Below are 23,834 nucleotides of genomic sequence, written 5' to 3' on the forward strand. Positions count from 1 at the left end.
AATCAGGAAATTAATTTCCCTTTGTATTTACTTTTTAAAAGTTTTAATTTATAATGTCTAATAAATGGAGGTTGATAAAAGTGATAAATAATCATAACGCAGACGTTCAAAAGATTATGAAGGTACAAATCAAAAACCTTCCAGAAAAAAAATCTTTTGAACAAGGAATTAGAAGAGCTCCTGATAGAGGATTTAGACTTTCAAAGGATCAAACTAAAATTGCTCTTAGAAATGCTCTAAGATATATCCCAGAAGAATATCATGAAGAATTAATTCCTGAATTTTTAGAAGAACTTACTACTAGAGGAAGAATCTACGGATACAGATTCAGACCAGAAGGAAGAATTTACGGTAAACCAATTGATGAATACAAGGGAAATTGCTTAGCCGGAAAAGCTTTCCAAGTAATGATTGACAACAACTTAGACTTTGAAGTTGCTTTATATCCATATGAACTTGTAACTTATGGAGAAACTGGTTCAGTTTGTCACGACTGGATGCAATACAACTTAATCAAACAATATCTTGAAATTATGCACGATGATGAAACTCTTGTTATGGAATCTGGTCACCCACTTGGACTATTTAAATCAAGAAAAAATGCTCCAAGAGTTATTATCACTAACGGTCTAATGGTTGGTCTTTATGACAATCTTGACGATTGGGAAATTGCAGAAGAAATGGGAGTTGCTAACTACGGACAAATGACTGCTGGTGGTTGGATGTACATTGGACCACAAGGTATTGTTCACGGAACTTACAACACTATTCTTAACGCTGGTAGATTAAAACTTGGTCTTGGCGAAAAAGATAACTTAGCTGGTAAATTATTCGTTTCATCTGGACTTGGTGGAATGAGTGGTGCTCAAGGTAAAGCCGGAGATATCGCAGGTGCTGTTTCTATCATCGCTGAAGTTGATATTTCAAGAATTGAAACTAGACTTGAACAAGGATGGATCAAGAAACTTGCTGAAACTCCTGAAGAAGCTGTTAAGCTTGCTCAAGATGCTCTTGAAAAGAAAGAAGCTCTTTCTATTGCCTTCCACGGTAATATCGTTGATCTTCTTCACTATATGGACAAAAATGACATCCATATTGACCTACTTTCTGACCAAACTTCTTGCCACAACGCATACAATGGTGGTTACTGTCCAGTAGGAATTACTTTTGAAGAAAGAACTGAACTTTTAAGAACTGACATCAAGAAATTCCGTGAACTTGTTGATGAAACTCTTAAACAACACTTTGATGTTATCAAGAGCCTTACTTCTAAGGGAACTTACTTCTTCGACTATGGTAACTCTTTCTTAAAGGCTATCTACGATGCTGGAGTTAAAGAAGTTTCTAAGAACGGTAAAGACGACAAAGACGGATTCATTTGGCCTTCTTATGTAGAAGACATCATGGGACCACTTCTATTTGACTATGGATATGGACCATTCAGATGGGTTTGCCTAAGTGGTAAACACGAAGACTTAATTGCAACTGACCACGCTGCAATGGAATGTATAGATAAAGACAGAAGATACCAAGATATGGATAACTATATCTGGATCAGAGACGCTGAAAAGAACCAATTAGTTGTTGGTACTCAAGCAAGAATTCTTTACCAAGATGCTAAGGGTAGAGTTGACATTGCTCTTAAATTCAACGAACTTGTTAGAGAAGGAAAGATTGGTCCTGTTATGATGGGTCGTGACCACCACGATGTATCTGGTACAGACTCACCATTCAGAGAAACATCTAACATTAAAGATGGATCTAATGTAATGGCTGACATGGCTACTCAATGTTTCGCAGGTAACTGTGCAAGAGGTATGTCTCTTGTTGCTCTTCACAACGGTGGTGGAGTTGGTATTGGTAAATCAATCAATGGTGGATTTGGTCTAGTACTTGACGGATCTGAAATGGTTGACGAAATCATCAAACTTTCACTTACTTGGGACGTAATGAGTGGTGTTGCTAGACGTAACTGGGCTAGAAATGATCACGCAATTGAAGTTTCTAAAGAATTTAACGAAGATAATGAATTCGGACACATTACACTTCCTTACCTTGTTAAGGACGAATTAATTGATAATGCTGTTGATTCACTTAATATCGACTAATAAATAATCTTAAATTGCCCTGCAGGAAACTGTGGGGCTTTTTTTATGTCTATTTCTTTTATTTTTATAAATTATAAATGTAAAAAATTCATGGTATAATCTACTCATAAAGAGGTGAACTATGAAAAATTATTACTTTAAAGAAAATCTTTTTAAGATTACAGACCACTACCCCATCTTAGATGATGATGGAAGAGAAGTTTATTATGTAGACCAATATTTCACACTCATTGGCTATGATGTGAAAATTTCTGATATAGATGGAATTGAGATTTTAAAAATTGAAAAGGAACTCTTCTCCCTCCTTCAAAAGTTTAATGTTAATTTTTCTGACGGCAAGTTCATGAGGGTGGAATCAAAAATTAGCTTTCTAGTTAGGACAATCGACATAGATTATGAAGGTGAAAAACTTAGATTAGAGGGTGCATTTCCAGACCTTAACTTTAATATTTTTAAAGAGGATGAACTAATTGGAGAAATCGAAAAAACTTTCTTTGCCTTGGCTGACACTTACAAACTCACAGTTCATAACGAAAAATACACTGAGGTACTTCTTGCCCTCACCCTTTGCGTAAATAATATTAAGGACACAGCAAAAAAAAGAAATTAAAATTAAATATATTCACAAAAAAACATCTGTAAGAAAATTTCTCGCAGATGTTTTTTAATTAATATTTTATAACTGAATAAACTTTTTCGCCTTCAAGGACTTCTCTTCCCTTTAGTCCTTCAAGTTCTGCCAAGAAAACTAAAGCTGATACTTCGCCCTTCAAACTTTCAACAAGCTTTAGGCAAGCCTTTGAAGTTCCTCCAGTTGCAAGCAAATCATCAACTATTACGATCTTTTCTCCTGGATCTATAGCATCTTCATGGATTTCAATTGAATCTTCGCCGTATTCAAGGTCATAGGATTCACTTAACTTGTCCCAAGGAAGTTTACCTGGTTTTCTAACTGGTATAAATCCCTTATTTAGTTTGTAAGCAAGAGCTGCACCAAAGATAAAACCTCTCGCTTCAATTCCTATTATCTTGTCCACATCACTGTCAATTTTTTCTGCCATTTCATCTACTGCTTTTTTGAAGGCATCTTTATCCTTTAAAAGAGTTGTGATGTCCCTAAAAATAACTCCCTCTTTTGGATAATCTTCAATTGCACGAATTGTATCTTTTAATTCCATAATTTCCCCCATTCCATTATAGTATACCATCTTTGTAAGCCAATAAAAACTTTTAATAAAGTAATTTTAATGGTATAATATGTTAAATTTTGGAATTTATCCAGAGGTGAATTATGAAGAAAAAAGATTGTAATAAATATGAAAAAGAAGTGAGAAAAGCTAGCTTTGGCGAAGCAATTTTCACCTTTTTATCCCTCACTATAATTATGTTTATCAGCATAATAAAATATAAAGAGAGTCCTCACATACCCATGTTAATTGGGGTATTAATAGCATCTCTTGTTGCACTTAAAATCGGCTACTCTTGGAAGTTTATTGAAAACTCCATGATAAAAGGAATTTCTCAAGCTATGCAGTCCATAATTATCTTGGCAATAATTGGAGTTTTAATTGGTGTGTGGATTTTAGCAGGCGTTGTGCCAACAATGATTTACTATGGTCTTATGATTTTAAGACCCTCTATTTTTTTAATAGCCACAGTTATAATTACATCAATCACTTCTCTTGCTACTGGCACAAGTTGGGGTACTGCTGGGACTATGGGTATTGCCCTTATGGGAATTGCAAGTGGACTTGGCATTCCCGCACCTATCACTGCAGGAGCAGTTTTATCTGGAGCTTATTTTGGCGACAAAATGAGTCCCCTATCTGATACGACTAATCTTGCACCAGCTATGGCAGGTACAGACGTATTTACTCACATAAAATCTATGTTTAAACCAACAATTATTGCCTATGCCTTAACTCTAATAATTTTTGGGATCTTATCTATTAAATATAAGGGGTCTTCTGCAGACTTATCTAATGTAAGTGTAATTGCAAAGGGACTAAAGGATAATTTTACAATTACTCCAGTTCTATTGCTGGCTCCTATAGTTGTAATAATTTCTATTGCTAAAAAACTTCCAGCAGTTCCTGGGATAACTCTCGGCATAATTATCGCTGCTATCTTGGGACCAATTTATCAAGATATAAATTTTGGGGATATTTTATCAGCAGGTCTAAATGGTTTTGTTTCAAATACTGGGCTTGAAGCAGTGGATAAACTTTTAACTACAGGTGGACTAAACAACATGATGTCTTCCATTTCTCTTACAATAATCGCCATGATGTTTGGTGGAATTGCTGAAGAAACAGGAATCCTTGAAGCCATTGTAAAAAAATTCCTTCACAAGGTAAAATCACTAGTTGGACTTGTAATTTCTACAATTTTAACTTGCCTATTTACAAATGCAACTATGCCTGAACAGTACATCTCTATTGTTGTTCCTGGCAGAATGTTTAAAAATGAATATAAGGAAAGAAATCTTGACCCAGTATTGTTGTCATCAACTCTAGAATCAGGAGGAACTGTGACATCTGCCATGATACCTTGGAATACTTGTGGAACTTATATGTCCACTGTTCTCGGAGTATCCACTGTTCACTATCTTCCTTTCCTAGTTTTTAATTTGTTAATGCCCCTTGTTCAAGTAATTGTTGTGGCAATAGAAGTTAATAAATATAAGTTAGATGCAAATTCAAAATAAAATATAAATTATAAAGAAAACTTTTATATATTTTCACATAAAGATTCTTTCACCAATTGAAAAGTCACCTCTTTTTGATATAATGTTTAATGGAATAAAAAAAGAGGTGTGATATGTATAAGGATATAATTGGTGGACTTACAAATTCTGCAAACACTAAGAAAAATTTACTTGAAAATTCCCTTTTTAAGTACATGGTCGCTTCAGTTCTTGCAGGATTTTTTATTGGAATGGGAATGTTAATCATGACCCTATCTGCAAGTGTTTTTTCAGGACTTGAAATTCCAGCTGTTAAATTTATAAATGGCTTTGTCTTTTCCCTTGCACTTTCCTTTGTAATCTTTGCTGGTGGCGAACTTTTCACAGGTAATGTCCTTGTGACAAGTATTGGAAGATTAAACAAAAAAATTGAAACTTCCACACTTTTAAAGATTTTAGTTTTTTCCTACATAGGAAATCTTTTGGGATCAATTTTAATTTCTTTCTTATTTAAAATGACAGGAGTTTCCCCTGAATATAACGAGGCCCTCTTAAAACTAGCAACAACAAAGACAAGTTTTGACTTCACTGCACTTTTATTTAAGGGAATTATGTGTAACATTCTAGTGTGTCTTGCAGTTTTAATTTGTTCAAGAAAAATTTCTGATTCATCAAAATTAATTTTAATCTTTTGGTGTATACTTGCTTTTGTAAGTCTTGGTTTTGAGCATAGTGTGGCAAATATGACTTGCTTTGCCCTAGCAAAAATGTTAAATCCAGAATTTACAATTGGGCTAATTTTAAAAAATTTAATACCAGTTACAATTGGAAATATTATTGGTGGTGGCCTTGTGGCAATTACTTATAATATTCTTGGAAGCGAAAAATAATTTTTAAGGGCAGACTTAGGTCTGTCTTTTTTTATGCAAGCTAACTGGAAGTTTTCTCTCTTTTAATTTATAATTAAAACTAAATTTTCATTTAAGGGAGGAATTTAGATGGACATAATAAAATTAGCTAAGGAAAATGAAAATCTCTCAATAAAAATTAGAAGAGACTTACATAAAATTCCTGAACTTGAGCTTGAACTTCCAAAAACTGTAAAATATGTAAAAAATGAGTTAGATAAATTTGGCATTTCCTATAAAGAATTTGTAAAGGGAAATGGACTTGTTGCAACAATACATGGAAAAGAAAGTGGAAAATGTCTTGCCATAAGAGCCGACATGGATGCACTTCCAATAAAAGAAGAAACAGGTCTTAGCTTTGAGTCTACTCACGAAGGATGTATGCACGCATGTGGTCACGATGCCCACACTGCAATTGCCCTTACAGCTGCAAAAATTATAAATGAAAATAAAGAAAATTTAAAAGGTTCTGTAAAGTTTATCTTCCAACCTGGTGAAGAAGTGCCAGGTGGCGCTGATCTTATGATAAAAGAATCTTGTCTAGAAAATCCTAAGGTGGATGCAATAATTGGAATGCACTGCGGAAAACTTGCCGATATTCCTCAAGGTTATATTGGATTTAAAGATAATGAACTTATGGCATCAATGGATATTTTTTCTATTAAAGTAAAGGGCAAGGGTGGTCATGGTGCAAATCCTCAACTTTCTATTGATCCCATAATTATTTCAGGAGAAATTCTAATGGGACTACAAAAAATTATTTCAAGAGAAATTTCTCCCGTGGATAGAGCTTTAATATCTGTATGTAAAATTAATGGTGGAACTTGTCAAAATATAATTCCTGATGATGTTGAAATGCTTGGAACATCTCGTGCCTTAAAAGAAGAAACAAGAGACTTAATTGAAAAAAGAATTGCTGAAGTCTCAGATGGGATTGCTAAAAGTTATGGTGGCTCTGCAGAAACAGAATACAAGAGATATTATCCAGTTTTAAAGAATGATCCCAACTTTACATCCTATGTAAAAAATATTACTTCTAAGCTTTTCCCAGAAGACATCTTTGACTTAAAAGAACCAACAATGGGCAGCGAAGACATGGCATTTTACCAAGAAAAAGTCCCTGGCAGTTTTTTATTTCTTTCAAATTTAAGAAAGGCAAAGGATGGAAAATATTATCCAAATCACAGCCCAAAATTTGATTTAGATGAATCACTTTTTTACAAGGGCATTGCAATATTTGTAGCAACAGCTTTTGACTTTTTAAAATAAAAAACTAATTTAAAAATTTTCACAAAAATAGGACAGTTTTTTTGCTGTCCTTATTTTTATTAATTAAAAAATGTAAGTTGTCTTATATTTAAATCTACTAAATTTGATACAGTTATGCCAATAAGTCTTAGCTTTTCCCCATCATAAGCCTCTTCAAAGATTTCCAAGGACTTTTTAAAAATATCATCTTCTTCGTAGATTGTCTCTTCATAAGTTTTTGATCTAGTTTTTATCTTAAAATGTTCGTTTTTCATCTTTAAAGTCAAAGTATATCCAGCAATTTCTTTTACAATTAAATCTTCAGATATTTCTTTTGCAAATTCTTTTAAATAATAAATTAATTCTTCTCTCTTGCTAGTAACTTCAAAAGTGCTTTCTGTGCCAAGACTTTTTCTCACAGTATTGGGAGTGACTTCTCTCTTGTCAATTCCCCTTATTCTCTTGTAAATTTCTTCCCCACTCTTTTTGAAACTGCTTGTCAAAAATTCATAGGACAATGAATATAAATCTTCAACAGTATTTATTCCAATATTTCTAAGCTTTTTTTCTGTTTTATTTCCAATTCCGTGAACTTTTCTAATATCTAAGGGAAATAAAATATGGGGCAAGTCCTCTTCTCTAATTATTTTGACTCCCCTTGGTTTATTCCAATCACTTGCAAGTTTCGCCAAAAATTTATTATAGCTCAATCCGCAGCTTACACTCAAACCAGTTTTTTTATAAACATCTTCTTGAAGCTTATAGACAATATATTCATCATAATTAAGGCCACTAATATCTAGATAAGACTCGTCAATAGAAACTTTTTCAATTTTATTTGTATAAGTCTTTAAGACTTCAAAAACCTCTCTTGATTTTTCCAAATATCTCTGTCTTCTCATTGGCTTTATAATCAAGTGATCACAGAGATTTTTTGCCATATACATTGGCATGGCAGAGTGAATGCCATATTCTCTTGCAATATAATTTGCAGTGGTTACAACTCCATGATTGGAACTTCCGCCCACTACAACTGGTTTTCCTATTATGCTTTTATCATCTAATTCTTCTACAGATGCGTAAAAGGCATCTATGTCTACATGTATAATAATTGCCATAAATATCACGACTTTAGTATATCATAAATCTTTTTATAATGAAGGTAATTTGATATAATTCTTATGAGGTGAGATTTTGAAAAAAAAGCTTGCGCTCTATGATTTTGACAAAACTGTAGTTGATTGTGAATCAATAGTAGAGCTTTATAAATATGGACTTAAACATAAAAAAATAAATATATTTAAAACTTTTGGAGGGCTTACTTCTGCCTACATAAAATCAAAATTTAAGTCTGACTTTGATATAATGAAAACTCAAATGGTTTCTATTATAAAGTATTTTTCAGAAGATGAATTAAAATCTTTTGTGACAGATTATCTTTATCCCAAATTCTTTTTTGAAGAATTTGAAGATAATTTTAATTCCCACGATAAAGACACAATAAAAATTTTATGCTCTGCATCTGCAAGTCCCTATCTAAAATATGTAAAAGAATTATATGATTTTGATTACATTATCGGAACTGAACTTGACGAGAATTATAAGTTGACAAGTGGCAATAACAAAAAAGATATTAAGGTTAAAAATATTAAAAGGCTCTTGGATAAGAAAGATATAGATATAGATTATGAAAATTCTTCTGCTTATTCTGATTCCTATAAAGATGATAAATATATGCTTAGACTTGTGAAAAATAGATTTTTAATAAATTCAAAAGTAAATAAAAAGGGCTATTACAATTTAAATTGGCATGCCATTGGCGTCGAAAATAATTTATAAAAATAAAAACTGGAGGCTTTTATGATTAGTCACAAATAAAGTCTCCAGTTATTTTTTTAATTTAATTCTAAAAGATAATCTTCTATCAAGCCGGCAATTTCGTCGTAAGATTTTTCTCCCATAAATTCATAAACTTTTTCTCCATCCTTATAAAAGGAAACTCTTGGAAGTTGAAAAATTTCATGTTCTTCTGCAAAATTTTTATTTTTATCAAGATCCATATAAAAACATGATACTTCTTTAAATTCTTCCTTCAATAAAACTTCCATTACTTCCATAAGAGGTTCACAGTGAGAACATCGTTCTGCTCCATAAATTATTATTGACATATTATTTTCAGCAATTGTCTTTTCAAAATGACTTGCTGCAATATATTTTATTACTGATTCATTTCTCTTTATTACCTTCTTGTTTTCAGCAAGATCTCTAACAGATTCTGATTCTTGAGAAAGTGGATCTATATCAATTGATAATTCACTCTTATTTACATTTGTAATTTCAACTGACTTGAAGTCACCTGCACCAGGAAGTTTAAAATAAGATGCATCTTCTATTTCTTCAATTTCATTTTCATTTTCATCAATATCTAAGTAGTCATAGGGATATCTGTAAACTCTATAAATCATATTGTTTTTAAGAAGATTTTCTGTTGTTGTCCTATAAGGGCAAGTCCACTGCCATACAATTTCCTTTGATGGCGTTATTTCAATTACAAGTCCTTCTGTGGCAAGTGTAATTAGGGTGTTTCCATTGGGAAGTCTTTGGAGATTTCCACCATAAGGTGAATAAAATTTGTAACCATTCATTGGTATGGAAAAACCAAAATCTCTTGGATCTACTGACCAATTAAGAGAAAGTGTAACTGGATTTATTTCAAGTATCCTAGAATAATTTCTCACGAAAGGAAGTAGTCCTGATGGAGATGTAAGAGTTGGAGAACCATATCCACATCTTCCCCCATTGTCAAATATTAAAAGATTTCCTTCTCCTGGCAAACCTCTTGGTACAATACTTGCAAAGGCAGATCCAACTACTGGATCAACTTTTTTGAAATCGGAAAAGTTTGGTCCAAGTTTGTAGCAAATTCTTGACCTCTTCTTGTCAATTATGCCAATAATATTTGCAGCTCTTGCCGTAAATAAAATATTGTCTGGATGAAAGCGAGGATCTCCTTGGTCATACCACTTATTTTCTCCAATAGTTGAAATTGAAGTTACATCAAGGTAATTTCCAAGAGGTCTTTCTGTTATCCTCAAATTTGGATTTCTGTATAAAACATTCTTCGCCTCTTCAGAAAAACCTAACTCGTCAAAGTGTTCACTAAAGGAAAACTTCCACAATATATTTCCCTCTTCATCAACTTCTAAAATAACATCGTCAAGAAGAGTCTTGTCAGATATTCTCGGTTCGACAATAGCATCGTGAACAAGAAGAAGGGTCTTTCCATTTTCCACAATTTTTTGGTCTGGATAATAATATCCCACAGAATTTCCTTCTCTTTGAAAATCAGAATGGGCTCTAGCCATCCACTTTGGTCTGTATCCCCTATCCTCTGTAAATTTAAACTTGTCAAAATCAAATGAAATTTTTCCATTTTTATCAAACTCAATTAAGTCAATACCATCACTGACACCAAAATCAGATGATCTAAAAGAAGAAATACTCATAATATTTTTATTCGCTAACATTTTTGCTGGCATGGGATTGACAGAATATCTCTTTAATTCTGTTCCGTCCATTTTAGTTATTAGGGCACCATCTTTTGCTGTAGAAATTAAATTTATTCCATTGTAGGCCTTATCTCTTTTATAAAGCACAGTTCCTCTTGGATAGACTCTCATTTTACACCCCTATTTCTAATGTATTTTTCTGCATAAACACTTGCCACTGCTCCATCATTTGCTGCAGTGACAATTTGTCTAAGGGCTTTTTTCCTTATATCTCCAGCTGCAAAAATTCCTTCTACTGATGTTTTCATCTCTTCATCAGTCTTTATAAAACCATAATCATCTATCTCTAGAAGGTCCTTTACAAAATCAGAATTTGGACTCATTCCTGCGAAGATAAAAATCCCATCAGAAGTCACTCTAGTATTTGTATTATCTGATAAATCTAAAATATCAAGGCTGTTTACCCTGTCATTTCCATAGATGCCTTCTAACTTTGAATGCCAAGTGTAAGAAATCTTTGGATTTTTCATAATTCTCTCAGCTTCTAGTTTATTTCCATCAAAATTTCCCTCTTCATGAATAATTATCATGTTTATAGAGTTGGCAAAATTTGAAAGATAATCTGCCTCTTCCAGTGCCAAGTCACCAGATCCAAGAATGTGTATGTCCTTATCCTTAAAATAATCTGCATCACAAGTAGAACAGTATGAAACTCCACGTCCTGCAAATTCAGTTTCACCAGGTACATTTATCATCTTTGCATAAGTTCCCGTAGCTATAATAATTGCTCTTGCCATAAACTCTTTTCTTCTAAGAGTAGTTATCTTAAAAAGATCATCAATCTTTTCAATTTTTTTCACAGTTCCATAGGTAAATTCATTTGTAGTAAAATTTTCTGCTTGCTTTCTAAATTCATTTATAAGATCTCGTCCTGAAATCTCTTTAAATCCGGGATAATTTATAATCTTTGGAGTGTCATTAACTCTGCCACCAAAGGAAAATTTTTCTATAACAAGAGTATTTAAAAGAGATCTGCCAGCATAAATCGCAGCACTTAAACCAGCTGCACCTGCACCAATAATAATTAAGTCGTAAGTATTCATTTCATCACCTCAAATTGAATCCACTGGATTTTTGGGAGCCTTCTTTATAATTTTAAATTTTCCATTTTCATAATCTGCTATATTAAATTCGCCATTTCGCCTAACTCTGTTGGACCAAAAATCTTCTATGGGTATATTTTCCATAAGAGAATAAATGGCAACAATAGTTACACCGTGAGTCACTATAAGTATATTTTCATCTTCACTATTATAGATATTTTCCTCAAAAAACTTTTCAACCCTATTCTTGAGATCATATATACTTTCCCCATCAGGTCTATAATAATTTTCTGGTTCTTCAAAATATTTCTTATAAAGAATCTCATCACTTGTTTTTACATCTTTTATATTTTTACCTGACCAAGACCCAACGTCAATTTCACGAAGAAGAGGCGTCTTTATAATTTCCCTATCAGGACAAATTAATTTTGCAGTATCAAATGCCCTTCCAAGATCTGATGAATAGACCTTATCAAAGTGTAGGTCCTTAGATTTTTCCCTAAGCCTTAATCCCATATCAAGCCCTTCATTAGTCAAGGCAGAATCTAGTTGTCCCTGGATAATACCAAGTTTATTCCATTCAGTTTCACCATGTCTAGTAAAATAAATTCTCATCTTTCCCTCTCACTTCTAAAAAAACATTTTCTCACTTAATACTAGTATAAAGGATAAAAATCAACTAATAAAGATAAAAAAATACTTAGCTAAAAAATTAACTAAGTATTATGATAAAATTTCTATTTTTCCAAACTTTTTGAAAGACTTTTTGCTTCTTCTATTATCTCTCTTGGATAAGATAAATTTTCCAAAATTGCAATTGCATTCCTACTTGTAGCAGGTCCATCTTTTAAAAGGTAGTCGAACTTAATGTCCCCATCTTCTATCTTTTCTTCAAAGTGTTTATTTTTATACAAATCCTTTAGAAGTATTGTCAGTTCTATGTCGTGTGTCGCTGCCACCACATGATTATTTTTTGCCAAATATTTTAATGTTGCAGTAGCCGATGCAATTCTATCAATTGTGTTAGTCCCTCTAAATATTTCATCTAGCAAGATAATTTTTTCTTCCTTATCTTCTATCATCTCGCCTATTGCTTTGGATTCTGCCATAAAGTAAGAAAGATTTTCCATTATCGAGTCTGAAATATCAATTGCAGATTTTATTTTAATTGCCTTTATTTCAAAACTTTCTCCAAAGAAAATTCCAAAGCTAAGGGCAAAAATTGCATTTATACCAATTGTCCTTAAATAAGTTGATTTTCCAGAAGCATTTGATCCTGTTAAAATTATTGATTTTTCTAAATCTAGATCATTGGCTACAGGATTTTTTATTAATGGATTGTATAAATTTTTCCCAGAAATTTTTTCTCCAAAGTCTGCATAATTTGTTTTGTATGCCTTTTTAATTGAAATAATACCAATTTCACAGTCGATTTTTCCCATTAAGTAATAAAGTCTATGAATTTCTTCTCCATATTTCTTAAAATATTTTTGAGAATTAGAAAAACTCCTAGCTTCTGATAAAAATAATACATTCTTATAAGTTTCTGCAAAGTCCATCTCTTCTATTCCTGTAAAAAATCCAAAGGACTTCAAAGTTTTCTTTAGTGGAGCAATTTCACTCAAAATATTTTCAAGTTCCTGAAGGTCTTCTGTGAAAATTTCATTTTTATTTTTTATCAATTTTTCAGCTACAAATAAAATACTTTTTAATCTAACTAAGCTCTCTAACTTTCCCAAAGTTATCTCGTTAAATTTTTTGTAAATAAAGGTGTTAATGCCAAGTAGTAGAAAAATAAATAAAATTGCTTGGGCTCTTAAAAAAATAAAAAGTATTAATATGTAAACTGCAGTAAAAGAAAAAACTTTTGCTGCAATTTCCAGTTCTTTTTCTATTTCTACTTCTTCTTCGATAAGATCTAGCACATCTTCTTTAAAAAAACCAACTTTTCCCAGTTGAAACTGGATTTCTTGCAACTTTTCTTCTTTATTTTCCGAGGATTTTATATTTTTTTGAATCTTTACAAGTTCATCTTTATCTAATAATAAATTCCTAAGCCTATAATAAAAATATTCAAGACCAATTTTTGTCATATTGTGATTCATATTTTCAATAATTTTATCAAAATTTAAATCACTTGCAGTTATTTCAGTAATATTTCCGCCTAGTCTCTTATGTATCCCATCTATTTTTCCCTTGTATTTTTGAGAATGAATTTTTCCAAAATTTTTTCTTATTTCATCTCGCAAAATCTTTTCATTTCTCTTCTTTACATAGTAATTGTAAATAAAAATAATAGCAGTAAAGCTTATTAATAAAAGGATTGGTGCATAATAATCTTCCATTTTTCCTCCTATATTAATATGTGAATAGTAATTTTTTAAATTTTTCCCTTTAATTTACTAAATACTATCATGAGAATTTATTCTATTCAAGACCATCTTTATTTTGCTAGATCCTATTATAAAAAAGGCTGCCCACAAAAGGACAGCCCTAAATTACTTATTTATTTTTTAATTATTTGCAGTTTGGAAATAATTCGTCAAAGTTTTTAAGAATTACATTTCCAATATCGTCTTGAGCATCAATTGTTGATCCACCAATGTGTGGAGTAACATAAAGTCTATCAAGTTCGAATAATTTATTTTCTACTGGTACATCTTGAGTGTCAAGTCCGCCAGAACCAAGTTCGTTAGAAAGTGTATCTAAGTTTGCTCCACCTAGTTTGCCATTTTTGATGTATGTGTAAAGATCTTCTTCGTTTACAATTCCACCACGTGCAGCGTTGATGATGCAAGCTCCATCTTTCATTTTTTCAAATTCTTCTGCTGCAAATAAGTCCTTAGTATCTGGAGTTAGTGGCATGTGAAGAGTGATAATATCAGATTCTTTTACAAGAGTATCGAAATCAACAAGTTTTGCATAGTCAACTTTAATATCTTCTGGTTTTAAGAATGGGTCATAAGCAAGAACATCCATGTGGAATACATTAGCGATTTCGCCAACTCTTCTACCGATTGCACCAAAACCACAAATTCCTAGAGTTTTGTTTCTAAGTTCTCTACCAATCCATCTGTATTTGTTCCAGATTCCACCCTTAACTTCGTTTTGAGCTTGTACAGAGTTTCTGTAAAGGTCTAACATTTTTGCAAAAACAAGTTCAGCAACTGCGTTTGCATTTTGTCCTGGAGAGTTTTTAACTGGAATATTTTTTTCCTTTGCATAGTCAAGGTCAATGTGGTTAGTTCCAGTTGAACCAACAAAAATTGCCTTTAAGTTTTTAGCAGCATCAAGAACTTCTTTGTTGATGAATGGGTCAACTCTCATGAATAAGAAATCATATGGTTCAATAATTTCTGCTAATTTTTCAGAAGTTGGAAGCATAACCTTATCAAGTTCAATACCTCTTTCTTCAAGTCCCTTGTCAATTAAATCTGACATGTAATCTACCATTAACGCTTTCATTTACATCCTCCTTAAAATTTTATGTACTTCGTTACATTTATATTTTAGTTGAAATTACTATCTTTTTCAAGTTCATTTAAGTTCTTAATTTAATTAATACTTTTCTTTAAAAAAGCCTTTGGAAAACCATTTTATATTTACTTAAAGTTAATGATTTATACAAAGGCTAATAATTTATTCTCTTATTTGTCTTTTTCTCATCTCATCTAAAACTTTTTTTGCAAGGACAAAAGTAACTATAGCTGTTATAAAATCTGCCGTAGGCGGTGCATACAAAAGTCCCTTTACTCCAAATAAGTTTGCATAAAGATATGCAAAGGGAACTAAGAGAATAACTTGTCTTAATAGAGAAATTAAAACCCCTCTTTTTGCAAGCCCAATTGATGTCAAAAATCCCATAGTAACTGGTTGCACACCATTTAAAAAAGTAAAGAAAAGCATAATCCTAAATAATTTTATGGCAAAGTCAAAATATAAGTCACTTCCACCACCAAAAAGCATAATTATTTGTCTTGGGAAAACTTGAAAAATTACAAAGGAAAGTGATGAAACTATTAAAGAATACTTAATTGCAAGTTTGTAAACTTCCACTACTCTGTCATAATTTTTTGCACCATAATTAAAAGAAGATATTGGTTGAAGTCCTTGTGAAAGTCCAATATTTATACAGAAAAATACCATGCTGACCTTCATGACAATGCCCACTGCTGCAAGAGGAATATTAGAACCATATTCTGACAAGGATCCATAGTATCTATAAAAATTATTCATAAGTATTTGCACAAAAAGTATTGCTACTTGGTTAAATCCACTTGCTGCACCAAGCCTTACAATATTAATAATCTTATCTAATTGAAATTCAAAATATTTTCCCTTTAAATCTACAGATTTAAAATGCTTTACAAAATAAAATATTATCATTAAAAAAGAAAAAATCTGTCCAAGAACAGTTGCATAAGCTGCTCCTGACATTCCCATATCAAAAGTAAAAATAAAAATTGGATCTAAAATTAAATTTATGACAGCTCCCACTACCATAGAGTACATGGAAAATTTTGGAGAACCATCAGCTCTTATTAAAGTTGAGCCAACATTTACGAGAATTAAAAAAATAAAACCATAAGAAGTTATGGACACATATTCTATAGCGTAATCCATAATCTCTTCTGTTGCCCCAAAAACTTTTAAGAAATTCCCCATAAATATATGAGTTATTATTGTAAAGATTAGGGCTGAAATTGTGGCAAGACTTATGGCATTTCTGATATAGTGACTGGCAAGTTCAACTTCTCCTCTCCCAAGGGAAATATTAAAATTTGCAGCTCCACCAATTCCACACAAAAGTGCAAGAGCTGTACAAATTGTCACAAGAGGAAAGGCGACATTTGTAGCAGCATTGCCCAACATTCCCACAGAGTTTCCAATAAAAATTTGGTCCACTATATTATAAAGAGAACTTACTATTAGTGCCAAAATACTTGGTATTGCAAACTTTATAAGTAATTTTTTTATATCTTCTCTTCCTAAAATATTTTCTTCTTTCATATATTATCTCCCATTTTATAAAAATCTTTAAAATTTTAAAATTAATTTAAAAAAAATAAAAAGACGCATCTGCGCCTTCGATTAAAATTTAAATATTAAGATACATCCTCAAAAGTCCAAGTATAAAAAGATGCACTGGATAAAATAAATAATTAAAGATTTTATTTTGTTTTCCTTTTTCACCATTATACATTATAGTGAGTCCAAATCCAAGTATTGACCAATATTCCTTAATAATGCTTACATAGGCAAAAAACACCGAAGTAATAGGTTTATCATAAAATATATAAAAGAAAAAAGTTGTCATAATTGCATGAAAGTCATAATCGCCTGATACAAAAGTTGATACAAAAAACATAATTATTAAAAGTGGAATAGAAAATAAAATCCAAAAATTCCCAAGTTTTTCTTCATATTTATTTCTAAATTCATCTAAGATCCAAATAGTTATAAGTGAAAGTGCAAGGGAAAACAAGACATTATTTAATCTAAATTCCAAAAAAACTTTTGAAGAGAACATATCGTAAGGTACTTCTGATATTACTGCAAAGAAAAGTAAGTTAAGTAAATACTTTTTCTTTGAGTGAGTCCTAAAAAATCCTTCCACTATAAAAAATGAAAATAGTGGAAAAGCAATGCGACCTAAAATATCAAAAAAAGAAGATACCTTTGATAAAGTGCTTCCAACTTCGAGGTATGGCAAAATTATCGCCTTGTTTACATGGTCGATTAACATAGATATAAAGGCAATATATTTTAACTGTGCTCCATTTAAAATTTGAAATTTCTTTAATTTTTCATTAGTAAATCTTTTGTTCATTTTTCGTCCTTTTGTTGTTATTTTTGCTTTTATCCAAAATAAAAATTGTATTTTAAAAGTACAATTATTTTACTATATCTTTCTAATTTTAAAAATAATTTTTTTAAAAATCCTAAAATCAGCCTAACAAGTCATAAATTTAATTTAAAATATTTTTGTTTTTAATTCCTTTCAAATACATCATTTCGATATACATAATACAACCGTTTTCAGATTTTTACTATTTGAATTTTTATCCAAGTTAATTCCCTATTTCAACTTATTATTAGATTGACATTTTCTTTTTATTATTGTACTATTAAATCATCAAATAAACATTTTCATAGTGTTTCGTTTATTTGAATAATGTCAAGGAGGTTTATTATGACAAAGAAAAAATTTACGACGTTGATCATGCTTATTGCTTTGGTTACACTTACGCTAACAGCGTGTGGTGGTGGCGAAAATGCAAAGAAAGAAGAAACTGCAAACGCTACTAAGACTGAAGAAAACGCTAAGACAGAAGAATCTACTGGTGAAATGACTGCTGAAGGCCTAATGGAAACTAAGGGCGGATTTATGTCAGTTGCAACTGGTGGTACTGGTGGTACATACTACCCACTAGGTGGAGCACTATCTAACATTCTTAACAATGCAGGTGTTAACTACACAGCAACTGCACAAGCTACTGGTGCTTCTAAGGAAAACGTAGAACTTGTTACTAGGGAAGACGCAGAAATCGCATTTATTCAAAACGACGTTGCTTACTATGCAGTAAACGGTACTGATACTTTTGAAGGAGAAGAAAAACCTAGTCTTAGAGGACTTTGCTGTCTATATCCAGAAATCGTACAAATAGTTGCTTCAGATGATTCTGGAATCAAAACTATAGACGATCTTAAAGGCAAGAGAGTGGCTGTTGGTTCTCCAGGATCTGGTGTTGAAGTTAACGTAAAACAAATTCTTGATATTCACGGAATTTCTTATGACGATTTAGGAAAAGTAGATTACTTATCTTTCGCAGAAGCTGCTGACCAAATTAAATCTGGTCAAATTGATGCAACTTTCTTAACTGCAGCTATTCCATCTTCAGCTATTACTGAACTTGCAACAACTCACGATGTTCACCTAGTTCCAATTGCAGAAGATAAAGCTGAAGCTTTAATCGAAAAATATCCTTTCTATGTTAACCTACACATCACTCCATCTGAATACAAGGGACAAGACAAAGAAATTTCTGTAGTAGCAGTACAATCAATGCTTGCTGTTGACGAAAGAATGGCTGACGAAGACGCTTATAATATTGTTAAATTATTATTTGAAAACCTTGATACTATGAAAGAATCTCACGCAAGAGGTGGAGACATCGCTCTTGATAAGGCTCTTGATGGTATGAGTATTGAAGTACACCCAGGTGCACAAAAATATTTTGACGAAGTTAAAAAATAATGAGTGGTAGAAATAAAGAGGGCATTGGAAAGATTTTATTCTTTCCAATTCTCTTTATTATATTAGTTTTTTTTATTTTATCCTTTGTAAAAATAGATGCAATAATTATCAAATCTTATTTTAATAAAGATCTATTAAAGATTGAACATTTAAAGGATAAAGAAAGGTTCGGCATAGTATATACACATTCAGTTGAAAGATCAGAAACCAGCGAATGGTATGAAGTCCGTGACGGAAAACTAATTTTAATGGAACAAAGATATAGAGATCAGGGTGCAGGTCTTCCTGTTAATTTAATCTACAAATTCAAGTATGCTGAAGACGGAAGTTTTTGTCTATATGATATGAATGTTCCCTTTGAAACTGTTATTTATAGAACTGGAGCAGTCATAGCTAATCACAAACTTGTAATTAATGGAAAGACTACTCCCTTTTTAGATTTTTCTGAGCCAAGAGAGGCTTTAGAATTTTCTACTGAACGTATTTCTCTTTTACAATACGCACTGAGGAGGTGCCAAATTGAGCGATAATGATAAAAAATTAAATGAAAACCTAGAAAATGAAAACACGACTACGGAAAACACTACTGAAAATAATGCTAAGTCTGCAGAAGAACTAGGTACTATGAATGTTGACGAGTTAATGGAACAATACGACCTTGAAACTAGTAAACTTCGTAAGTTAACTGGCAAGGTTGCATTATTCATTACAATCGTTGCAATTTTAATGTCTGCCTTCCATCTATATACAGCATGGCAAGGTACACTTTTAGCTATGAAGCAAAGATCACTTCACTTAATCTTTGCCTTTACTCTTGGCTTTGCCCTATATCCTGGTTTTAAAAAATCATCTAAAGATAAAATTGATATTATGGATTGGGTATTAATGATTCTATCAATTGGTGTTTGGGGCTACATATTCTTTAATGTTGAAGCAATTGCCTTAAAGGGTGGTCAAATGTCCACTACTGATATGATACTTGGTGTCCTTGCAGTTCTCCTTACTCTAGAAGTTACAAGAAGAGTTGTTGGACCAGAACTTCCAATTGTTACCATAGTATTCCTACTATTTGCCTACTTTGGTAGACACTTGCCAGGTGTTTTTGCCCACAGAGGTTTTAATATAACTAGAATTGTTTCTCATATGTACATGACTACAGAAGGTATTATGGGTACACCACTTGGAGTATCTTCTACATTTGTATTTATGTTTATCTTATTTGGATCCTTCCTAGATAAAACTGGCGTTGGTGAATTCTTTATAGACTTTGCCTATGCTCTTACTGGTTCTACAAGATCAGGTCCAGCAATGACATCAGTATTATCTTCAGGACTTATGGGTTCTATCTCAGGATCATCTGTTGCAAATACAGTTACTACTGGTGCTTTTACAATTCCTCTAATGAAATCTGTTGGATACAAACCTCACTATGCAGGTGCCGTTGAAGCTACTGCATCAACTGGTGGACAAATAATGCCTCCAGTAATGGGTGCTGCTGCTTTTATCATGGCAGACTTCACAGGTTTCCCATATATTTCAATTGTTAAAGCTGCTATTATCCCAGCTGTTCTATATTATATAGCTGTTGGTACAATGGTTCACTTAGAAGCTTGTAAACTTGGACTAAAGGGAATGCCTAGAGAATCCCTTCCAAAGGTTTCAAATATTTTAAGAAAACAAGGTTACTTAACTTTACCTCTAATTGCTATTATCTTTATGTTGGTTAAACAATTTCCGCCAACAATGGCTGCTTTAACTGGTATTGTTATTGGTGTTATCGTTGCTTTTGCAGCATCACTTATTAAAAAAGACGATTCCTTTACTCCAAAAGATATACTTGGAGCAATGGAAGCAGGTGCTAAGGGTGCCGTTGGTGTAGCTTGTGCCTGTGCATGTGCCGGTATGATCGTAGGTGTTGTAACACTTACAGGTTTCGGCCTTAAGATCGCAGAAGTTATTGTATTAATTGCTAAAGGTAAACTTATACCTACACTACTTCTTACAATGGTTTCTTCAATTATACTTGGAATGGGACTTCCAACTACTGCAAAATATATCGTTCTTGCAACAATGGCTGTTCCAGCAATAACAAAACTTGGTGTAAACTTAATGTCAGCTCACTTATTTATCCTATACTTTGGTGTAGTTGCTGACGTTACTCCTCCAGTTGCCCTAGCAGCTTACGCAGGAGCAGGTATAGCAGGTGCTAACTCAATGAAGACTGGTTTCCAAGCCTTTAAACTTGCAATTGGTGCCTTTATAATACCTTACATCTTCGTTATAAATCCAAACTTAATTATGGTTGATTCAGTTGTGGGAACAACAGTAAACTGGCTTCCAATAACATCAGCATTACCAACAATTGTAACAGCACTTATTGGTACTGTCTGCTTGGCAGGTACAGTAGAATCTTACCTATTTGGAAATTTAAGAATTTGGCAAAGAGTTATCCTACTTGGAGCTGCCTTTGCACTTCTTGATCCAAAACTTTTAACAGATGCTATTGGACTTGGAGCTTTAGCAGTAATCTTTGTTACTCAAAGACTTTTAAACAAAGATAAACCAGCTGCAGCATAAAACTAATTATCTTTAAATTTATTAAATCATACAAAAAAGAGGTTACATATTATATATGACCTCTTTTTTTATATTACTTTTCATTTTAAATTTATTTCCAATTATTTTTATAGCTGAAAATTATTTCCTTTAAAAATATATAAATACTATTAAAATTTGAAAAATTCTTTACACTTCAATATTTTTATAATTACAAAAAATCGGCAAGAAAATCCTGCCGATTAATTTTTTCTATTTAATTTTAATTCTTTTATCTTTAACTTTTTATGACAATTATCTTCTCAAAATAATTGTCAAAAATAAATAAATTTTATTTTCTATATTCTCCATGACCAAATATTATATACTTGTAGCTAACTAACTCTTCTAAGCCCACTGGTCCTCTGGCGTGAAGTTTTTGTGTTGATATGCCTAGTTCTGCACCCTTTCCAAATTCTCCGCCATCTGTAAATCTTGTTGAAGCATTTACATATACGCAAGCTGAGTCCACTTCTTCTAAAAATCTCATGGCCTTGTCATAGGATTTTGTCAAAATTGATTCAGAGTGACCTGTTGAATACTTTCTAATGTGATCAATTGCTTCTTCCACATTATTTACAGTCTTTACAGAAAATTCATAGTCTAAGTATTCTCTTGCGTAGTCATCTTCTTCTGCTTTTAGAGCATTTTTAAATTTAGGAAGGGCATTTTCATCTGCGTGAACTTTTATATTGTATTTTTCTACAACTTCATTTAATAAATTATAAAATTCATCTGTAAGATTTTTATTTAAAACAAGAGATTCCACTGCATTGCAAACTCCAATTCTTTGAGTTTTTGCATTTTCTATAATCTTTACTGCATTTTCTATATCGCAATCTTCATCCACATATATGTGGCAGTTGCCCACACCTGTTTCTATTACAGGTACTTTTGCATTTTCCACAACTGAATTAATAAGTGATGCTGAACCTCTAGGTAAAAGTAAATCTACATAACCCTTTAACTGCATAAGTTCTTTAGAAGATTCTCTAGATGTGTCCTTAACTATTTGGACAAAATTTTCGTCATAGCCAGCATTTTTTATCCCAAGTCTAATGGCATCTGCTATGGCTATGTTAGAGTTTATAGATTCTTTTCCACCACGAAGGATTATGGCACTTGATGCCTTTAAAGATAAAATTGCTGCATCAAGAGTCACATTAGGTCTTGATTCATAGATAATTGCTATGACTCCCATTGGGACAGTTTTTCTGCCTATTAAAAGTCCCGCACTATTTTCTTCCATAGATAGAACTTTTCCAACTGGATCCTTAAAGTCAATTACTTCATCAATTGATTTTGCCATGGCCTCTAGTCTTTCATCAGTCAAAAGAAGTCTATCAATTAGACCTTCTGGCATATTATTATCTCTTCCCTTTTTGATGTCCTCTTCATTAGCTTTTAAAATATTTGCTTTTTCACTAATAAGAGCCTTTTTGATTTCAAGAAGCATTTTATTTTTTTCACTAGTTTTTAATTTTTTTAGCTTGTAAGAAGCTTCTTTGGCAATTTTGCCAAGTTCTTTAACACTTAAAATATGTTCCAATTTCTTCTCCTTTAACTATATCTCTAATTATTTTCATTTGTTCTCCTGATCCAATTACAACTTCTATGTCCTTTTCTATGGCAAGCTTTGCTGCTTTTATCTTTGTGTACATGCCACCTGTTCCAAGATTTGAATCAGTTTCCTTTGCCATCCCTTGAACGTCTTCAATTTTTTCAACTTCATGAATTATTTTTGCCTCAGGATTTTTCCTTGGATCATCTGTATAAAGACCTTCTATATCTGTAAGCATTATAAGTAAATCTGCCTCAATCATCCTTGCAATTACTGCTGAAAGAGTGTCATTGTCCCCAAATTTAATTTCATAAGTAGAGATTGTGTCATTTTCGTTTATTATTGGGATTACATTCATAGCTAAAAGTTTTTCAAAGGTATTTTTTGCGTTTATCCTCATTTCGTCATCTTTTTCTATAGTTCTCGTAAGAAGAACCTGGGCAGAATTGTAGCCATAGGACACAAGTGATCTGTCATAAATATTTGTGAGGGCAACTTGACCAACTGCTGCCGCAGCTTGTTTATCTGAAGTTTCCTTTGGTCTTTCTCTTAAATTTAATTTTGCACGTCCTGCTGCAATAGCACCAGAAGAAACAAGAACAACATCATATCCCCTATTTTTTAGATTTGCTATTTCAAAGCAGAGTTCGTCAATTTTTTGCAAATTAATTTTTCCGTTGTCGTGGGTTATAGAAGAGGATCCAACCTTTATCACGACTTTCTTTATTTCTCTTGAAAATTTTCTCATTTCAACCACCTTAGATATAATATACTTGAAATTTGCACTTTAGTAAATATTTTTTAGCATTTGTCAGCTAAAAGTTATTTTTAAATAAATAATCTCAGTATTTTAAATTT

General features: G+C 32.1%; 20 protein-coding genes. 9 read left to right on the forward strand and 11 right to left on the reverse strand.

Annotated features, from left to right (window positions below; all coding sequences use genetic code 11):
* Positions 1-116 precede the first annotated feature (116 nt).
* Both BN3657_RS08230 and BN3657_RS08235 read left to right on the forward strand, forming a co-directional pair.
* Positions 117-2,108: a urocanate hydratase gene (locus BN3657_RS08230; RefSeq protein ID WP_407675505.1), complete on the forward strand. Its 1,992-nt coding sequence runs from the start codon at positions 117-119 to the stop codon at positions 2,106-2,108.
* A 121-nt stretch (positions 2,109-2,229) separates the two neighbouring features.
* Positions 2,230-2,718, forward strand: coding sequence for an LURP-one-related/scramblase family protein (locus tag BN3657_RS08235; protein WP_062552518.1), 489 nt, complete (start codon positions 2,230-2,232; stop codon positions 2,716-2,718).
* 58 nt (positions 2,719-2,776) lie between these two features.
* Here the strand turns inward: BN3657_RS08235 and BN3657_RS08240 are convergent, their stop codons facing one another.
* Entirely contained in the window at positions 2,777-3,286 is a 510-nt protein-coding gene (locus BN3657_RS08240; RefSeq protein ID WP_062552519.1) for an adenine phosphoribosyltransferase, read from the reverse strand.
* Positions 3,287-3,399: 113 nt separating this feature from the next.
* Here BN3657_RS08240 and nhaC point away from each other — a divergent pair, with 113 nt between their 5' ends.
* The 3 genes from nhaC (at position 3,400) to BN3657_RS08255 (ending at position 6,971) form a co-directional block, all read left to right on the forward strand.
* The gene (gene nhaC / locus BN3657_RS08245) at positions 3,400-4,815 is read left to right on the forward strand and encodes a Na+/H+ antiporter NhaC (RefSeq protein ID WP_062552520.1); all 1,416 of its coding nucleotides are present in this window, start codon (positions 3,400-3,402) and stop codon (positions 4,813-4,815) included.
* Positions 4,816-4,928: 113 nt separating this feature from the next.
* On the forward strand, positions 4,929-5,684 hold the full coding sequence (locus BN3657_RS08250; RefSeq protein WP_062552521.1) for a formate/nitrite transporter family protein: 756 nt from the start codon (positions 4,929-4,931) through the stop codon (positions 5,682-5,684).
* 108 nt (positions 5,685-5,792) lie between these two features.
* A complete protein-coding gene (locus tag BN3657_RS08255; RefSeq protein WP_062552522.1) occupies positions 5,793-6,971 on the forward strand; it encodes a M20 metallopeptidase family protein in 1,179 nt (392 codons plus the stop codon).
* Between the two features lie 59 nt (positions 6,972-7,030).
* Here the strand turns inward: BN3657_RS08255 and BN3657_RS08260 are convergent, their stop codons facing one another.
* Positions 7,031-8,068 (reverse strand): DNA polymerase IV, encoded by a 1,038-nt coding sequence (locus BN3657_RS08260; RefSeq protein ID WP_062552523.1) that lies wholly within the window; start codon positions 8,066-8,068, stop codon positions 7,031-7,033.
* A 76-nt stretch (positions 8,069-8,144) separates the two neighbouring features.
* Between BN3657_RS08260 and BN3657_RS08265 the strand changes: the two genes are divergently transcribed.
* Positions 8,145-8,789, forward strand: coding sequence for an HAD family hydrolase (locus BN3657_RS08265; protein ID WP_062552524.1), 645 nt, complete (start codon positions 8,145-8,147; stop codon positions 8,787-8,789).
* A 56-nt stretch (positions 8,790-8,845) separates the two neighbouring features.
* Here the strand turns inward: BN3657_RS08265 and BN3657_RS08270 are convergent, their stop codons facing one another.
* The 7 genes from BN3657_RS08270 to BN3657_RS08300 form a co-directional block, all read right to left on the reverse strand.
* Positions 8,846-10,630, reverse strand: a complete 1,785-nt coding sequence (locus BN3657_RS08270) for a thioredoxin domain-containing protein (protein ID WP_062552525.1) — start codon at positions 10,628-10,630, stop codon at positions 8,846-8,848.
* Entirely contained in the window at positions 10,627-11,562 is a 936-nt protein-coding gene (gene trxB / locus BN3657_RS08275; protein ID WP_062552526.1) for a thioredoxin-disulfide reductase, read from the reverse strand. Before trxB ends, BN3657_RS08270 begins: the two co-directional genes overlap by 4 nt.
* Before the next feature lie 9 nt (positions 11,563-11,571).
* Entirely contained in the window at positions 11,572-12,177 is a 606-nt protein-coding gene (locus tag BN3657_RS08280; protein WP_019138861.1) for a histidine phosphatase family protein, read from the reverse strand.
* A 122-nt stretch (positions 12,178-12,299) separates the two neighbouring features.
* A complete protein-coding gene (locus BN3657_RS08285; protein ID WP_062552527.1) occupies positions 12,300-13,907 on the reverse strand; it encodes a MutS-related protein in 1,608 nt (535 codons plus the stop codon).
* A 172-nt stretch (positions 13,908-14,079) separates the two neighbouring features.
* On the reverse strand, positions 14,080-15,027 hold the full coding sequence (locus BN3657_RS08290; protein ID WP_019138863.1) for a D-2-hydroxyacid dehydrogenase: 948 nt from the start codon (positions 15,025-15,027) through the stop codon (positions 14,080-14,082).
* A gap of 174 nt (positions 15,028-15,201) precedes the next feature.
* Positions 15,202-16,572 carry an MATE family efflux transporter gene (locus tag BN3657_RS08295; protein ID WP_062552528.1) on the reverse strand — a complete coding sequence of 457 codons (1,371 nt, stop codon included), beginning with the start codon at positions 16,570-16,572 and terminating at the stop codon, positions 15,202-15,204.
* An 88-nt stretch (positions 16,573-16,660) separates the two neighbouring features.
* A complete protein-coding gene (locus BN3657_RS08300) occupies positions 16,661-17,392 on the reverse strand; it encodes a TraX family protein (RefSeq protein ID WP_062552529.1) in 732 nt (243 codons plus the stop codon).
* Positions 17,393-17,755: 363 nt separating this feature from the next.
* Here BN3657_RS08300 and BN3657_RS08305 point away from each other — a divergent pair, with 363 nt between their 5' ends.
* From BN3657_RS08305 to BN3657_RS08315, 3 genes are read left to right on the forward strand one after another with little or no spacing between them, the layout of a single operon-like run.
* Positions 17,756-18,820, forward strand: coding sequence for a TAXI family TRAP transporter solute-binding subunit (locus tag BN3657_RS08305; RefSeq protein WP_062552530.1), 1,065 nt, complete (start codon positions 17,756-17,758; stop codon positions 18,818-18,820).
* A complete protein-coding gene (locus BN3657_RS08310) occupies positions 18,820-19,350 on the forward strand; it encodes a DUF1850 domain-containing protein (protein WP_062552531.1) in 531 nt (176 codons plus the stop codon). The genes BN3657_RS08305 and BN3657_RS08310 overlap by 1 nt, the downstream gene beginning before the upstream one ends.
* The gene (locus BN3657_RS08315) at positions 19,340-21,397 is read left to right on the forward strand and encodes a TRAP transporter permease (RefSeq protein ID WP_230204202.1); all 2,058 of its coding nucleotides are present in this window, start codon (positions 19,340-19,342) and stop codon (positions 21,395-21,397) included. Before BN3657_RS08310 ends, BN3657_RS08315 begins: the two co-directional genes overlap by 11 nt.
* A 310-nt stretch (positions 21,398-21,707) precedes the next feature.
* Here BN3657_RS08315 and BN3657_RS08320 read toward each other — a convergent pair whose 3' ends face one another.
* Positions 21,708-22,964 carry a glutamate-5-semialdehyde dehydrogenase gene (locus tag BN3657_RS08320; protein ID WP_062552532.1) on the reverse strand — a complete coding sequence of 419 codons (1,257 nt, stop codon included), beginning with the start codon at positions 22,962-22,964 and terminating at the stop codon, positions 21,708-21,710.
* Positions 22,942-23,724, reverse strand: coding sequence for a glutamate 5-kinase (gene proB / locus BN3657_RS08325; RefSeq protein WP_062552533.1), 783 nt, complete (start codon positions 23,722-23,724; stop codon positions 22,942-22,944). The genes BN3657_RS08320 and proB overlap by 23 nt, the downstream gene beginning before the upstream one ends.
* Between the last annotated feature and the right edge of the window lie 110 nt (positions 23,725-23,834).

This window comes from Peptoniphilus phoceensis, assembly GCF_001517665.2.
Lineage (GTDB): Bacteria > Bacillota > Clostridia > Tissierellales > Peptoniphilaceae > Peptoniphilus_A > Peptoniphilus_A timonensis.

Excerpts from the sequence above, each read along its gene's own strand:
- BN3657_RS08230 (WP_407675505.1), top strand. The coding sequence starts at position 117 with ATGAAGGTACAAATCAAAAACCTTCCAGAAAAAAAATCTTTTGAACAA.
- BN3657_RS08235 (WP_062552518.1), top strand. The coding sequence starts at position 2,230 with ATGAAAAATTATTACTTTAAAGAAAATCTTTTTAAGATTACAGACCAC.
- BN3657_RS08240 (WP_062552519.1), bottom strand. The coding sequence starts at position 3,286 with ATGGAATTAAAAGATACAATTCGTGCAATTGAAGATTATCCAAAAGAG.
- nhaC (WP_062552520.1), top strand. The coding sequence starts at position 3,400 with ATGAAGAAAAAAGATTGTAATAAATATGAAAAAGAAGTGAGAAAAGCT.
- BN3657_RS08250 (WP_062552521.1), top strand. The coding sequence starts at position 4,929 with ATGTATAAGGATATAATTGGTGGACTTACAAATTCTGCAAACACTAAG.
- BN3657_RS08255 (WP_062552522.1), top strand. The coding sequence starts at position 5,793 with ATGGACATAATAAAATTAGCTAAGGAAAATGAAAATCTCTCAATAAAA.
- BN3657_RS08260 (WP_062552523.1), bottom strand. The coding sequence starts at position 8,068 with ATGGCAATTATTATACATGTAGACATAGATGCCTTTTACGCATCTGTA.
- BN3657_RS08270 (WP_062552525.1), bottom strand. The coding sequence starts at position 10,630 with ATGAGAGTCTATCCAAGAGGAACTGTGCTTTATAAAAGAGATAAGGCC.
- trxB (WP_062552526.1), bottom strand. The coding sequence starts at position 11,562 with ATGAATACTTACGACTTAATTATTATTGGTGCAGGTGCAGCTGGTTTA.
- BN3657_RS08280 (WP_019138861.1), bottom strand. The coding sequence starts at position 12,177 with ATGAGAATTTATTTTACTAGACATGGTGAAACTGAATGGAATAAACTT.
- BN3657_RS08285 (WP_062552527.1), bottom strand. The coding sequence starts at position 13,907 with ATGGAAGATTATTATGCACCAATCCTTTTATTAATAAGCTTTACTGCT.
- BN3657_RS08290 (WP_019138863.1), bottom strand. The coding sequence starts at position 15,027 with ATGAAAGCGTTAATGGTAGATTACATGTCAGATTTAATTGACAAGGGA.
- BN3657_RS08295 (WP_062552528.1), bottom strand. The coding sequence starts at position 16,572 with ATGAAAGAAGAAAATATTTTAGGAAGAGAAGATATAAAAAAATTACTT.
- BN3657_RS08300 (WP_062552529.1), bottom strand. The coding sequence starts at position 17,392 with ATGAACAAAAGATTTACTAATGAAAAATTAAAGAAATTTCAAATTTTA.
- BN3657_RS08305 (WP_062552530.1), top strand. The coding sequence starts at position 17,756 with ATGACAAAGAAAAAATTTACGACGTTGATCATGCTTATTGCTTTGGTT.
- BN3657_RS08310 (WP_062552531.1), top strand. The coding sequence starts at position 18,820 with ATGAGTGGTAGAAATAAAGAGGGCATTGGAAAGATTTTATTCTTTCCA.
- proB (WP_062552533.1), bottom strand. The coding sequence starts at position 23,724 with ATGAGAAAATTTTCAAGAGAAATAAAGAAAGTCGTGATAAAGGTTGGA.